This window comes from Moritella sp. Urea-trap-13 (assembly GCF_002836355.1).
Taxonomy (GTDB): Bacteria; Pseudomonadota; Gammaproteobacteria; order Enterobacterales; family Moritellaceae; genus Moritella.
The window spans coordinates 1-14,865 of sequence record NZ_PJCA01000037.1 but is presented as its reverse complement, the minus strand read 5'-3'; the positions used below and the strand labels follow the sequence as shown (position 1 = coordinate 14,865).

13 protein-coding genes are annotated in these 14,865 nt (G+C 41.8%); 8 read left to right on the top strand and 5 right to left on the bottom strand.

Annotation, left to right across the window (positions count from 1 at the left end):
* The first annotated feature begins 54 nt into the window (after window positions 1-54).
* From gshA to CXF93_RS16960, 3 genes are all read left to right on the top strand, one after another.
* On the top strand, window positions 55-1,647 hold the full coding sequence (gene gshA / locus CXF93_RS16970; RefSeq protein WP_101063714.1) for a glutamate--cysteine ligase: 1,593 nt from the start codon (window positions 55-57) through the stop codon (window positions 1,645-1,647).
* Between the two features lie 247 nt (window positions 1,648-1,894).
* The gene (gene luxS / locus CXF93_RS16965; RefSeq protein WP_101063713.1) at window positions 1,895-2,404 is read left to right on the top strand and encodes an S-ribosylhomocysteine lyase; all 510 of its coding nucleotides are present in this window, start codon (window positions 1,895-1,897) and stop codon (window positions 2,402-2,404) included.
* Window positions 2,405-2,468: 64 nt separating this feature from the next.
* On the top strand, window positions 2,469-3,068 hold the full coding sequence (locus CXF93_RS16960; RefSeq protein ID WP_101063712.1) for a DUF4136 domain-containing protein: 600 nt from the start codon (window positions 2,469-2,471) through the stop codon (window positions 3,066-3,068).
* Window positions 3,069-3,227: 159 nt separating this feature from the next.
* Here CXF93_RS16960 and purD read toward each other — a convergent pair whose 3' ends face one another.
* From purD to plsY, 3 genes are all read right to left on the bottom strand, one after another.
* Window positions 3,228-4,517 (bottom strand): phosphoribosylamine--glycine ligase, encoded by a 1,290-nt coding sequence (purD, locus tag CXF93_RS16955; protein WP_101063711.1) that lies wholly within the window; start codon window positions 4,515-4,517, stop codon window positions 3,228-3,230.
* A gap of 151 nt (window positions 4,518-4,668) precedes the next feature.
* Window positions 4,669-6,261 carry a bifunctional phosphoribosylaminoimidazolecarboxamide formyltransferase/IMP cyclohydrolase gene (gene purH / locus CXF93_RS16950; protein WP_101063710.1) on the bottom strand — a complete coding sequence of 531 codons (1,593 nt, stop codon included), beginning with the start codon at window positions 6,259-6,261 and terminating at the stop codon, window positions 4,669-4,671.
* A gap of 349 nt (window positions 6,262-6,610) precedes the next feature.
* Window positions 6,611-7,210, bottom strand: a complete 600-nt coding sequence (gene plsY, locus CXF93_RS16945; protein ID WP_101063709.1) for a glycerol-3-phosphate 1-O-acyltransferase PlsY — start codon at window positions 7,208-7,210, stop codon at window positions 6,611-6,613.
* Between the two features lie 189 nt (window positions 7,211-7,399).
* Between plsY and folB the strand changes: the two genes are divergently transcribed.
* The 3 genes from folB (at window position 7,400) to CXF93_RS16930 (ending at window position 9,246) form a co-directional block, all read left to right on the top strand.
* Window positions 7,400-7,768: a dihydroneopterin aldolase gene (folB, locus tag CXF93_RS16940; RefSeq protein WP_101063708.1), complete on the top strand. Its 369-nt coding sequence runs from the start codon at window positions 7,400-7,402 to the stop codon at window positions 7,766-7,768.
* Complete coding sequence (folK, locus tag CXF93_RS16935; RefSeq protein ID WP_101063707.1) at window positions 7,768-8,274, top strand: 2-amino-4-hydroxy-6-hydroxymethyldihydropteridine diphosphokinase; 507 nt, start codon at window positions 7,768-7,770, stop codon at window positions 8,272-8,274. The genes folB and folK overlap by 1 nt, the downstream gene beginning before the upstream one ends.
* Before the next feature lie 117 nt (window positions 8,275-8,391).
* Window positions 8,392-9,246 carry an undecaprenyl-diphosphate phosphatase gene (locus tag CXF93_RS16930; RefSeq protein WP_101063706.1) on the top strand — a complete coding sequence of 285 codons (855 nt, stop codon included), beginning with the start codon at window positions 8,392-8,394 and terminating at the stop codon, window positions 9,244-9,246.
* A gap of 129 nt (window positions 9,247-9,375) precedes the next feature.
* On the opposite strand, the gene CXF93_RS16925 is transcribed toward CXF93_RS16930, so the two are convergent.
* Window positions 9,376-10,569, bottom strand: a complete 1,194-nt coding sequence (locus tag CXF93_RS16925; RefSeq protein ID WP_101063705.1) for a multifunctional CCA addition/repair protein — start codon at window positions 10,567-10,569, stop codon at window positions 9,376-9,378.
* Between the two features lie 258 nt (window positions 10,570-10,827).
* On the opposite strand from CXF93_RS16925, the gene CXF93_RS16920 reads away from it, so the two are divergent.
* On the top strand, window positions 10,828-12,516 hold the full coding sequence (locus tag CXF93_RS16920; protein ID WP_101063704.1) for an ExeA family protein: 1,689 nt from the start codon (window positions 10,828-10,830) through the stop codon (window positions 12,514-12,516).
* Window positions 12,513-13,175: a general secretion pathway protein GspB gene (locus tag CXF93_RS16915; protein WP_101063703.1), complete on the top strand. Its 663-nt coding sequence runs from the start codon at window positions 12,513-12,515 to the stop codon at window positions 13,173-13,175. Before CXF93_RS16920 ends, CXF93_RS16915 begins: the two co-directional genes overlap by 4 nt.
* A 54-nt stretch (window positions 13,176-13,229) precedes the next feature.
* Here the strand turns inward: CXF93_RS16915 and CXF93_RS16910 are convergent, their stop codons facing one another.
* Complete coding sequence (locus CXF93_RS16910; RefSeq protein ID WP_101063702.1) at window positions 13,230-14,258, bottom strand: nitronate monooxygenase family protein; 1,029 nt, start codon at window positions 14,256-14,258, stop codon at window positions 13,230-13,232.
* Window positions 14,259-14,865: the final 607 nt, after the last annotated feature.

Sequence of the window (14,865 nt, the reverse complement as noted above, 5' to 3'; positions counted from 1 at the left end):
TGATAGTGCAACCTTTAAGGTGCTACTTTTATATAGTTCATTGGTGGATTTAATTTGAACGTAACATTTGAATCTCTGATTTCAAAATTATCAGAGCCAAGCAACATACAGTCCCTAAACGGTATTACTCGCGGCATTGAACGTGAGTGTTTACGCGTAAATGCAGCAGGGGATCTATCTAAAAACGACCATCCTGTAGCGTTTGGCTCGGCATTAACTCATCAGCACATTACCACAGACTATTCTGAAAGCTTACTCGAATTTATTACCCCTGTGAGTGACAGTGCTGCGATGGCACAACAGCAGTTGAGCGACATCCATCGTCAAGTAGCAAACAAACTCGATGGTGAATTATTCTGGCCTTCAAGTATGCCTTGTCAGGTTAATGATGAAAATGATATTCCATTAGCAAAATATGGTACGTCGAATACTGGGAAAATGAAGCACACATACCGTATAGGTCTAAAGCACCGTTATGGCAGTAGCATGCAAATTATTTCAGGGTTACATTATAACGTGTCATTGCCGGTTACATTCTGGCAAACGCTTTATGATTTAAAAGGTGAAACTGGCGAACTGCAAGATTTCATTTCTCACAGTTACATGGGACTGATCCGTAACTTTTACCGCTTTGGTTGGTTAGTACCGTATTTATTTGGTGCATCGCCAGCATTAAACCGTTCATTTTTACCCGCTGAAAAACATACGCCGTTTTCAACCTTGGGTGAAAATACCTTATACATGCCGTATGCAACGTCATTACGTATGAGTGATTTGGGTTATACCAATAATGCTCAAGATGATTTAGTTATTTGTCATAATACCCTAGATAACTATACTGATAGCTTGAAAAAAGCGATTAAAACTAAAGCGCCAGAATTTGCCAATATAGGTATTAAAGTCGATGGTGAATATCGTCAGCTTAATGACAACGTATTGCAAATTGAAAACGAGTTGTATGCACCAATTCGACCTAAGCGTGTTGCCAATTCAAATGAAAAACCATCTGAAGCATTGGCGGCGCGTGGTATCGAGTACATTGAGATCCGTTCTCTGGATGTGAATCCCTTTGTTGCGACTGGTATTACAACGGCACAAATGTCGGTATTAGACAGTCTGTTAGTGTGGATGGCTTTGCAACCTTCAGCACCGATGACGGCTGATGAAATGGGCGTATGTCGTGATAACAGTACCAAAGTGGTCATGGAAGGGCGTAAACCAGGTTTAAAATTAGAATTAGATGGTAAACCACAAATGCTTACTGACGTAGCGAGCAATATCCTTGCGGAAGTGCAGCAAGTTGCTCAGCTATTAGATGGCGCGCAATTAGCAACAAACACTGCAGCGAGCAACTTTGCTCAAGCGGTCGCTCAGCAGCAGGCATTACTGAGTGATCCTCAAGCGTTACTATCAGGGCAAGTACTGGCAGCAATGCAAGAGCAAGGTCTAGAGCACAATGATTTTATTTTAAACTTAGCCAATAAGTATAAAGCAGAATTGTTAGCCGCGGATTATGGCCATTGGGATGAGACTTACTTTGCCCAAATGCAGCAGCAGTCCGTTGCTCTGCAGCAGCAGATTGAAGCCGCTGATACGCTTGGTTTTGATGCGTTTTTAACTGAATATTTTGATGAAGCTAAAAAATAGCTAAAAAAAAGAGCCTTAATAAGGCTCCAAAAAATGAAAAAACAACTCTTGCACTTAATCTGACTACAGGATGTAGTTATGGTTCATAAATAATTGTAAAAGTTGAAAAATAGATAAAAAAAAGGAGCCTTAATAGGGCTCCCAAAAAATGAAAAAACAACTCTTGCACTTAATCTGACTACAGCATTAGGCAATGGTTCATAAAATTATTATTTGTTTATTAAATTATTTCAAAGGAGTGTTAATAATGCCATTACTAGATAGTTTTACGGTCGACCATACCATCATGAATGCCCCAGCAGTGCGTATTGCCAAAACGATGGCCACACCAAGCAAGGATACTATTACTGTCTTTGACCTGCGTTTCTGCGTACCAAATAAAGAAATCTTAAGTGAAAAAGGCATTCATACTTTAGAACATCTTTATGCTGGTTTTATGCGAGACCACCTTAATTCAGCAACGGTAGAGATTATTGACCTTTCACCAATGGGTTGTCGTACTGGTTTCTACATGAGCCTGATTGGCGCTCCGACTGAGCAACAAGTTGCGGATGCTTGGTTAGCGGCAATGAAAGATGTATTGACGGTTAAAGATCAGAATGCCATTCCTGAATTAAACGAATATCAATGCGGTACTTACCAGATGCATTCGTTAGACGAGGCCAAACAAATTGCGCAGGCGATTGTGACAGCAGGTATTGGCGTGAATAAAAATGATGATTTGCTGTTAGCAGATGAAATTCTAAATAAACTGTAATGATTAAGGCGACAATTGAGTCGCCTTTTTTATAATCGCAAGTATTGCATAACAAGGAGCACGTATGAAAGCACGACTGCAGGTTAACAAAAAAGCTTATTTGGTGGCACTGTTTAGTTTAGTTTTAACGGCATGCTCAACAGTAACAGTCAGTACCGATTACGATCAAAGCGCAGATTTTAGCGCACTGAAAGGTTTTGCTTGGTTACCTGAATCGGCAAAAGTTGAAAAAGAAAGCGCCTATTTGAATAATCGGATTATGGATGTACGTATTACCAAGGTGGTGAACCAACAACTTATCGCTCAAGGTTTTTCATTTTCCAGTGCGCCTGATTTTTATGTGAATTACAGTATTACCTCGGAAAAGAAAACCGATATTCGTAGCTATGATAATTATTCTGGCTACGGGCCAAGTTGGGGCTGGGGAGTCGGTTATGGACACCGTGGGATGTCACTGAATGCGCATACCGAAACACGTGTTGATGAGTATCAGCAAGGCAGCTTAATTATTGATGTGATTGATCCGAAGAGCTTAGAGTTAGTTTGGCGCGGTATTGGTAGTAAACGACTACCGGAATCGACAGATGCAGCTGAGATGGACAAGTTAGTGGCTAATATCGTTAAGAGTATCCTAGTAAAATTTCCGCCTAAAGCCGGAAAATAATATTAAGTAGTAATCACAATACTAGCCTGTCATTGCAGTCGTTCGTTTTTTATTGCACAAACAAAAATGAGCAACCTAGGTTGCTCATTTTTTATAACATCAATCGGCGTTATTAAAAGCTGTTATTAATGGCTTTTATTGACCGTTCTGCTCAATGTCTTATTTCTGGTTTTCACGGGCAATTGCACGATAGCCAATATCGGTACGGTAGAAAGCACCTTGCCAATTGATTTGCGCCGCTAGCTTGTAAGCATTTTCTTGCGCTTCAGTGACTGTGTTTCCTAGTGCTGTAGCACAAAGTACACGGCCGCCGTTCGTCACAATGTTATCACCTTGCAATGCAGTACCGGCGTGGAAAACTTTACTTTCTGTTGAGTCAGCTTTTGGTAGACCAGTAATGATATCGCCTTTAGCGTAATCAGCAGGGTAACCGCCAGCCGCAATAACCACACCAACCGCAGCACGTTCGTCATAATCAGCCGTTACTGTATCTAGTTTTCCGGCTACAGCAGCAAGACAAAGTTCAACAAGGTCTGATTTTAAACGCATCATGATAGGTTGTGTTTCTGGGTCACCAAAACGGCAGTTATATTCAAGTACTTTTGCAGTGCCATCAGGTGCAACCATCAGACCCGCATAAAGAAAACCTGTATAAGTATTGCCTTCTGCTTTCATACCATCAACAGTTGGGCGAATAACTTCATTCATTGCAAAGTCATGGACAGCTTGTGTCACTACAGGTGCTGGTGAGTAAGCACCCATACCACCGGTGTTTGGACCTTTATCACCATTATCACGGGCTTTGTGATCTTGGCTTGTCGCTAGTGCAAGAATATTTTCGCCATCAACCATGACAATGAAACTAGCTTCTTCACCAACTAAAAATTCTTCGACAACAACACGTGCACCAGCATCGCCAAATTTGTTACCTTCAAGCATGTCGTCAATTGCAGCAAATGCTTGTGCTTCAGTGTCAGCGATAATAACGCCTTTACCTGCCGCTAGGCCATCTGCTTTGATTACAATCGGGCAACCCATTTCGCTGATGTAAGCTTTTGCTGGTGCGACTTCAGTGAAATTTTGGTATGCCGCAGTTGGGATGTTATGACGGGCAAAGAAATCTTTCGAGAATGCTTTAGAGCCTTCTAATTGCGCTGCACCTTGGGTTGGACCAAAGATAGCTAAACCTTCAGCTTGGAATGCATCAACAACACCAAGTACTAATGGTACTTCAGGACCAACTATCGTTAGTTCAATCTTGTTCTCTTGTGCAAATGCAACGAGCGCTGGAATATCTTCAACTTGAATAGGTACATTTTTACATTTGTTTTCTAGTGAAGAACCAATATTACCGGGTGCGATAAATACTGTTTCAACATGTTTAGACTGAGCCGCTTTCCAACCTAGGGCGTGTTCACGACCACCGCCACCAATAATTAATACGTTCATAATGATGTTATTCCTTTTACTTTATGCGCTAATCTTGGCGGTACTCTACGATACTTAGCAAGATTTATAATTGAGTGAGAGCAGTACGATAAAGACGGAGTGTGTCGCCGTCCTTATCGTATTCTTAAGCTATGTGCTTTTTACTACAAGCTTAGTGACGGAAGTGACGCATGCCTGTAAAGATCATGGTCATACCGTGTTCGTTAGCCGCATCGATAATTTCATTATCACGGATTGAACCACCTGGTTGGATCACACATTTAATACCCGCAGCCGCTGCAGCATCAATGCCGTCACGGAATGGGAAGAATGCATCAGATGCCATTACAGAACCTTCAACAACGAGGCCTTCGTCAGCGGCTTTAATACCAGCAACTTTAGCACTGTAAACACGGCTCATTTGGCCTGCACCAACCCCAATCGTTACGCCATTTTTTGCGTAAACAATGGCATTTGATTTAACAAATTTAGCCACTTTCCAGCAGAATAATAGGTCAGTCAGTTCTTTTTCACTTGGTTGACGCTCTGATACTACCGTTAGGTCATCTAGGCCTACCATGCCACGATCACGATCTTGTACTAAGATACCGCCGTTAACACGTTTGATATCGAACTCACCGTTTTTAGCTGTCCATTCACCACATTCAAGTAAACGTACATTTTTCTTGCTGGCAACGATAGCGCTCGCTTCTGCACTTACTGATGGGGCAATGATCACTTCGGTGAATTGACGGTCAACGATTGCTTGTGCTGTTACTGCGTCAAGTTCACGGTTGAATGCAATTATGCCACCGAATGCTGATGTTGGGTCGGTTTTAAATGCGCTGTCGTAAGCGCTTAAAATGTCTTCACCAATCGCCACACCACATGGATTTGCGTGTTTAACAATAACGCATGCAGGTGCATCGAATTCTTTCACACATTCTAGTGCTGAGTCAGTATCTGCGATGTTGTTATAAGATAATGCTTTACCTTGCAGCTGTGTTGCTGTTGCAACAGAAGCTTCAGTCGTATGTTTTTCAACATAGAATGCGGCATCTTGGTGGCTGTTTTCACCGTAACGCATATCTTGTTTTTTGATGAACTGGCTGTTGAATGTGCGAGGGAATTTAGATGCTTCATCACCTTCAGTGTTGTCGCCATAGCTCGGAACCATAGTACCGAAATAGTTTGCGATCATACCGTCATAAGCAGCTGTATGTTCAAATGCTGCAATAGCAAGGTCGAAACGGGTTTTATGAGTCATTGAAGTATTGTTTGCAGCCATTTCACTTAATACGCGGTCATAATCGCTAGCATTAACGACGATAGTTACGTCTTTGTGGTTTTTAGCTGCAGAACGAACCATTGTTGGACCACCGATGTCGATATTCTCAACGGCGTCAGCAAGGCTGCAATCTGGATTGGCAACAGTGTTGGCAAATGGGTAAAGGTTAACAACTACAATATCAATCGGGTTGATACCGTGTTCTGACATTACATCAACATCAATATCACGACGGCCAAGAATGCCACCATGTACTTTTGGATGCAGTGTTTTAACACGACCATCCATCATTTCTGGATGACCTGTATAGTCAGAAACTTCTATTACTGGGATGTTATTTTCAGCTAATAACTTAGCTGTACCACCCGTAGATAATAATTCGACACCTTGTTCTACTAGGCCACGAGAAAATTCTACAATACCAGTTTTATCAGACACACTGATAAGTGCACGGCGAATAGGTCGAGCGTTGTCCATTTTACGATTACCTCAAAGTACATTTTATAGAAGGATGTTTTCGGAAAAGGTCGGTTTGACCTTTTACGGAAACATCCTGCACTATGTCCCTTTATACCGATTAACTTTACGCCGCAATTGGCTTACTAAAGTTTTTTAGGTATATAACGTACCGCTGATGGGGGGCATTCTAACTGAAAATTAATTAATTGTGTCGATTTTTTCATAAAAAATTAACGAACAGTATTTTTATACTTTGAATTTAACTACGTCAGTACAATCACGATATATTGTCAGTACAATCGAGGGATATTTATGAGTTATAATTTTATTATTATGATTTTTCACGCATTGATTACGGTGTTGTTATCTAGCGTTTTTTCTTTTTCTTCCAGATCTTCTCTTCCTCACCCCGGAATAGGCGCATGATATTGTCGTAGTGACGTAAAATAATAAGACAAGATAACATGGCGACGGGCAAGGTATATTGGGCTTTGAATATTAAGGTGTAAATAGGCGCGAAGAGGGCGGTGAAAATAGCTGCGGCGGAAGAATAACCGGTTACCGCTAAGGATAATAACCAGCTAGCGACAATGGACGCGCCTAAATCAAAGCCGATAGTTAAGAGCGCGCCAAATGCAGTTGCGACGCCTTTACCACCTTGAAAGTGAAAGAAAATGGGATAAATATGACCAAGACAAGCTGCGATGGCTGTAAGCCCAAGAAAAAATGGTGTGAGGTTTAAGTACCACGCTAGCCAAACTGGTAATGCGCCTTTGAGCATATCAAAAAACAATACTAAACCAGCTGCAAACTTATTGCCTGAACGTAATACGTTAGTCGCACCAGGATTTTGTGAACCGTATTTCCGTGGATCAGGTAGGCGAAATAGGCGGCAAATTAGAATTGCTGAAGAGATGGAACCTAGCAGATAGGCGAAAATGATAAAGATTAAGCTCAATAGGGTCATTACTGATTAATTCTTCTCTAGGTTTGCTGTATTATTACATTATTATATAGATTAATAAATTGCGTGTTGCCACAAGGCTGATAATTACGCTGTTTATTATGGATATAAATAATAATTGAGAAACCTATCATACGCGTTTTCTATTCGCGAGGGTATCCGACCTCTATCAAGTTTATTACGGACGAGCTCATGGACATTGTATTTATTGAAAAATTGGAAGTTTTTACCACGATCGGTGTATACGATTGGGAGAAGGAGATAATTCAGCGCTTAGTCTTTGATTTGCAGATGGCACATGATAACCGCCCTTCAGCATTGACCGATGATATAACCAAAGCATTGGATTATTCAGCAGTCGCGAAAGTAGTGACTGATTTTGCGCAAGGTAATATATTTGAATTGGTTGAAACAATGGCTGAGCAAGTGGCTGAACTATTAATGACAACCTTTGGTATTCCTTGGATCAGTTTAAAATTAAGCAAACCAGGTGCAGTTGCGAATGCAGCAACCGTTGGTGTTTATATTGAACGTGGTCAACGTGATGGATCGTTAGCGTAATGGCTTTAGTGCATATCGGCATCGGTAGTAACATTGATAAAGAAATCAATGTAGCGAACGCACTGCGAGATCTCGATAACATGTTTGATAATTGTCGTGTGTCACCTATTTTCGAAAGTGCAGCGGTTAATTGCACGGGTGATAACTATTATAATTTAGTGGTGGAATTTACCACATCGTTATCGATTACTGCCTTAATGCAGTGTTTAAAAGATCTTGAGATGACACATGGACGTAAAGCGACAGATCGTCGTTATGCACCTCGAACCTTAGATCTGGATTTATTGTTATTTGATAACGTTATCCAATCTGAATCCCCTGTTTTACCTCGGCCTGAAATTGTTTATCACGCGTTTGTGTTATGGCCGCTTGCTGAATTGGCACCGGATTTATGTCATCCGGTATCAGGTATTTCCATGGCTGAGTTATGGCGTGATTTTGATAAATCAACACAGGAATTGATGCTAGCACAGTGGCAATGGCCGAAAATAGCTGAGTTAGTTTAAACGATACAATAGCAACAGCAGTAAGGTTAATCTGACCTAGCGTTAGCATTAACCTTACTGCTGTTCGCATTATTTATTTTTAACGATGACAATCATATAACAATAAAGGAAACATGAATGAGTACTTTGGAAGTGATCGTACTGGCGTTGATTCAGGGATTAACTGAATTCTTACCGGTATCAAGTTCTGCCCACCTTATCTTACCGTCACAATTATTAGGCTGGGAAGACCAAGGTCTTGCTTTTGATGTTGCTGTACATATAGGTACATTATTAGCGGTACTTATTTATTTCCGTGAAGAAGTTGGCACCATGGCAGTTGCTTGGGTACGTTCTCTATTTAAACAACAACACAGTAAAGACAGTCAGTTGGCGTGGTGTATTTTATTGGCGACGATACCAGCTGCCTTGTTTGGTTTCTTTGGTAAAGACTTAATTGAGTTATACCTGCGCAGTACCACTGTGATTGCCACAACGACCATTATTTTTGGTTTGTTATTATGGTGGGCGGATGCCAATGCGACACAAATTAAAGACGAGTACAAAACCGGTTGGAAAGGTGCATTAATCATTGGCTTTGCCCAAATGCTGGCGCTAATTCCGGGTACATCGCGTTCCGGCGTGACCATTACGGCTGGTTTAATGTTAGGACTGAGCCGCAGTGCCGCAGCACGTTTCTCATTCTTAATGTCAATTCCGATTATTGCCATGGCGGGTGGTTATTTAACGCTTAAATTAGTGTTACATGGCGATGTGGTTGAAGCTCTGCAAGCGGGTGAAATTATTACCTTGGTGCGTCCGGTTGATTGGTTTGCGATGGGGCTAGGCGTGATCGTGTCTTTCTTCAGTGCTGTTGCTTGTATTCATGTATTTTTACAAGTACTAGAAAAACTAGGCATGTTTCCGTTTGTTATTTACCGTCTATTGTTAGGCGCGGGTCTGTTCTATTTAATCTATACCCAAGCACTTTAATCTAGCCTTAACGCTAGCTATGCTCGTGAATGCCAAATGAACTTGAATGGGCGCTAAGTGTAAGAATCAATAAAAAGGCTGTTACCCGTGGTAACAGCCTTTTTTGATCTAGCCATTAATTGCGATAATTTATTGAGCGCGTAATGCCGTTAATGCCGTAATACGTTGCGCTGTTAATTGTTGTTTGATCTCGGGTCCACGAAAACCTGCTGCGATAATCGGTTGCACGGCGATGTCACACGCCACACTTAGCATCTTGGTTAGATACTCGGTTGGTGGATATTCGTCGACCAACAACTTGGCTTGACTGCTCGAACAGGTCAGTAATATCTGCTGAAAACGTTCGGGTTTACGCCATGCATCGGTCTGATCGAAGATCGCGATAATATCAGCTGGCGTTAAAGAAATAGCGTTGTGAATATTGCTTTGTTGTGCGCTAACTTGCAGGGCTAAATCACGGTGTTCGTTCGGCACTTTACAGCGTTTAGCGAGGGCTTTAATACTGACTTGGTGATTATTCAGCTGCTGCATTAATGCTGCAAAACGAATGGCTAAGTCAGGCGATAACGAGGCTGAACGCTTTAATTGTATGAGCGCTTGTTGGCCGAGACTGTTTTTTTCAGGCGTAGACTCTGGTTCAAGATCAGTTTCATTTCCGCTATTAATATTTTTGTTTAGGTTAAAGAGGCTGTCGAGTTCAGGCAGGATAATCGCCAATGCGCCAATCTCTTTCAGCACGTTAAAAAATACCTCAGGGTTAGCAGCAGATAAAGTTTTTTCTACTTCTTGCCACACTCGCTCTGGGGTTAATTCGGCAAGATCACCAGCTTGGGTCATTGCCTGCATCAACATCAGTGTTTCATCGGCAATAGTAAAACCAAGCTGATGAAAACGCGCAGCAAAACGAGCTACACGTAATACGCGCAGCGGATCTTCACTGAAGCTAGCCGATATATGACGGAGTAGTCGATTATCTAAATCTGCCCGGGCATTGAGCGGATCAATCACTTGGCCACTCTGGTCTTCAACTATGGCATTTATGGTTAGGTCTCGACGTACAAGGTCTTGTTCAAGAGTGACATCGGGCGCGGCATAGCAGGTGAAACCAGTATAACCTGAGCCACTCTTACGTTCAGTGCGTGCTAGGGCGTATTCTTGTTTAGTGCGCGGATGTAAGAATACCGGAAAATCTTTACCCACTTGCTGGTAACCTTGCGCGAGCATTTCTGCCGGCGTGGCACCGACAACAACAAAATCTTTGTCTTTTACTGGTAGAGATAATAGCTTGTCACGCACCGCGCCGCCGACTAAATATATTTGCACTAAACAACCCCTGTTACTTTACTTTAATAATGGCTTCAAGATAATTACATGATATTGGTTAATTATACCCTAACGGCTTAGAAACTCGATCTTTGCTGTCGATAGTGATGGTTAACTTACTCTGATTCAGCATAAGTTGATGATTAATCACCATCTAACGACTTATTCATGAATAAAACTGTATTTTTATCGTCTATTTTTGACATTTTGTTGTCTAGCTATTAACGTGAAGGATCAATCATAGGATGATAATCATAGATGTATACTGAGTTTTTTCATTTAAAAGAAGTGCCTTTCTCTATCGCGCCAGATCCTCGATTCTTTTTTTTGAGTGATAGGCATAAAGAAGCACTGACGCACCTAACTTATGGTTTGCAAGGTGCTGGCGGTTTTGTCATGTTGACGGGGGAAGTTGGTACCGGTAAAACCACTGTGTCGCGAGCCTTAATACAAAAGTTGAGCAAAACGACGGTGGTGGGTTATATCCATAATCCTGCGGTCAGTGAATTAGAGTTGTTAGCGACCTTATGTGATGAATTTAAACTTGATTATGATAAGCATAACTTGAGTTTAAAAATGCTGTTTGACCTCTTACATCATTACTTATTGGCGAATTGTCAGCAAGGTAAAGCCTGTGTGGTTATCATTGATGAGGCGCAGTTACTATCAACGGCGGCCTTAGAGCAATTACGCTTGTTAACCAATCTCGATGTTGACCATAAAAAGCTATTACATATCGTCCTTATTGGTCAGCCTGAATTACAGCAAAAATTAAAACAACCTGAGTTACGTCAACTCGCGCAGCGTATTACCGCGCGTTATCATTTATTGCCGCTGACTGAAATCGAATTGGCGAGTTACGTCGCTTACCGTCTGAGTATTGCATCGGGCAATCCGGGGTTATTTAGTCGTAAGATATTAAAACGTATTCACCAACATACTTTAGGTGTACCCCGTTTAGTGAACCTTATTTGTGATAAATCGCTCTATTATGCGTTCAAAAATAGGGATGATAAAATTACTCTACAGCATATTAAAGCTGCGGTAATCGCCGTTGCTATCGACACCCCTGTCACATCAAAAAAAGCCGCGCCGAGTTTAGCTGGGTTAACCGTCATATTATGCCTAGGATTGGTGTTCACAGCTTTTCAGTTCGGGGTGTTTAATCTTGCTGACGATAACGCTACTGTAACCCGCTCTAATGAAACTGTTATTGCGACGATTAATAGCGATAGCGCCGCAACGTATTTAGATGACGAAAGCAGCGGGCTAAATGTGGATACTGTGGCTAAACCTGCGTTGGTTAGCAGTGAAGTAATGTCTGAAAAAGCCTTATTCTCCGAGGTTAAATCAGCACGAGATAGCAACAGCGCCACCCAATTCTTATATAAAGAATGGGGTTATGATATCGCCTTGCAGGATGCAACCTGTCGTAATGCACAACATGCTAACTTACGTTGTCTGCAGCGCCAAGGTAACTATGCCCAGTTAGTGCAGTATAATTTACCTGTAGTCGCACGACTGTTAGATAATTTAGGTGAAGAGTATTACGCAACAGTATTAAGTATTACGGCATTAGGTGTGGAACTGCAATTAAGTAATAGTCACCTACTCGTGAGCCAAGCTTGGTTTGAAAAAAACTGGAGTGGTGATTTTACATTATTCTGGACCGCTCCAAGTCGGTTTAAAAATAGCTTAAAGAAAAACGATAAAGGTCAATTGGTTAGTTGGCTAGATCGAAATGTCAGTGCCGCATTGGGTGAGGACGCGGTATCTGGAACGCGGTTTGATTGGCCATTAATGCAAAAAGTAATGCGCTTTCAACAGCAATCGGGCTTAACGGCAGATGGTATTGTTGGTCCTCAGACTATGATGACGGTAGTGCATTATGCTGATAGCACTGTGCCTAAATTGAATGTGGCAACACATCTTGCGGAGAAAAAATGAATCTTTTAGTCGGTAAAGTATTAACTGTATTCAGTACTAGCTTAGTCGTGAGTGTATTATTGAGTCCGAACTTACTCGCAAATACCAATATATCAATGGGCGTTGAGCAAACCGACCCTCTGACTATGCTAAAGTTAGCTGATATTGAGTTTGAGCATCCTCTGTCTGTGGTTGATATACCGGAACCCGTGACATCGATCACCGCTCCTGCCTATTCGGCAAATAATACCGCTGCCGTGATTCCAATGACTAAGCCAGAAATACCGCTTGATAGTGGTTCTGAGCAACTAAGTATGAATGATGAATTATCCAATGAGCATGTCTCAGCGGATCTACTGGCCAAATTTAATCGTGCACTCACAGCGACAAGTGATGCGGATAGCATACCAGTTAAGGAAGTCGCAGAAAGTTATAACGCTGTGCCTATTGCCGATTTACCACAGCACTTACGCGAACAAATACCAGACATCAGTTATAGCTCGCATATATATTCGTCTAAAATTAACAACCGCAGTGTACGTCTTAACAATCGCGATCTACGCGAGGGTAGTTGGTTAACAGATAATATTGAAGTACTCGAGATATTACAAAATGAAGTGATTATGCGTGTCGGTGCACAGAGCTTTAGTTTGAATGCATTATCTGACTGGTCGGCGTAAAAAAAATAGCGCCAAGGGATGTCCCTTCGCGCTATATATCAGGGCGTTCTGCTCTTACTGTTTTGCTAATCTAGTTATCACTGCATCGGCTTCAACCATAATACGGTCGACAATCACTGCCACACTCGGTACATCGTTGATCAAACCTTGCGATTGACCAATAAATTGCACGCCTGTTGTCAGATCACCTGCAATCGTAGCCGCTTCTAGTTTCTCTGTCGCCGCGCCAAAATAAGACAATTGCTTGATCTTGTCGAATTGCACAAACACACCAGCAACCAATTTCCAAAATGGTAAATCAACCATTTTAGCTGCCTTCAGCGATTTAAATAATGCCAGTGCGAAATTCATTGGCTTTTTCGTTGCTTTAATAGAGGCGGGCGTTTTTAGGACGCGGGCATAAAGACCATCAAAGTTTTTCGAATAGATAGTATCGTTTTCTGATTTTCCAGTGATCACGTGTTTAACGTCATTATGCAGTGCGCTTTCTTGGCTGGTGGCAAAGCGAGAACCCATTGCCACGCCTTCAGCGCCAAGCGCTAAGGCTGCAGCTAGGCCGCGACCATCGGCAAAACCACCGGTTGCGATCACGGGAATATCAACAGCACTGGCAATCGCAGGTACAAGTACTAATGACGTTACGTCACCACCGTGTGCCGCGGCTTCATGGCCTGTGACCATCAAAGCATCTGCCCCAATCGACTGTGCTGACTTAGCGTGTTTTTCATTTACCACGGTGGCGATGACTTTACCGCCATATGCGTGTACCTGCTCGACAATCCAAGCACCTTTGCCTAATGAAAAGTTAATCACTGGGACTTGCTCTTCAATACCGACTTTGGCATTTTCTTTGGCACCTGGCATTAGCAGCGTCGCGCCAATCCCAAAGGGTTTATCGGTGAGTTCACGGATCTTTCTAATTGCAGCGCGGGTTTCTTCTTGGCTCAATGGCCCTGTCGCAAGAATACCGAGTCCGCCAGCATTGGAAACCGCTGCTACAAGCTCTGGTTTTGAGATCCAACTCATTCCAGGCAAGACGATAGGGTGCTCAATGCCTAATAATTCTGTAATCCGTGTTTTCATCACTTTATCCCAAAGATGCAAAAGGTTAGAAAAATAAACTAGCATAAATACACTAATACATACAGATGTTAATGGTATGTTTATTTTTAACAAAATTATTTATCGTAAAATTTTAACTATTACAACTTTAGTTTGGGTATGTTCTGTGTATTTTCTATCTACCATATTATCTACTGTACATGCCTATTTGGGCATGTAAGACATTGACTATGTAAGTGTCGGGATATAGTCGTTAGATCACTGTGTTTATCTCGATGTCGAACCTAGTCTTACACTCTTTAAACACATGTATACTGTTAAATATCAATTGGTTATATTTTAATAGGGTTTATCTCTTGTAAATAAATGTAATTTAATCGTTTTACTGTGGTTGTTGCAGGGCGTTAATCACGTATATTTATAGGCACAAGGACGAGACGGGAACATCTTCAGGACGAAGAGAAAGGATTAAGTTGCAGGATGCGACACAAGGAACATCTTCAGGAAGAAGACAAAGGATTAAGTTGCAGGATGCGACACAAGGAACATCTTCAGGAAGAAGACAAAGGATTAAGTTGCAGGATGCGACACAAGGAACATCTTCAGGACGAAGACTAAAGGATTAAGT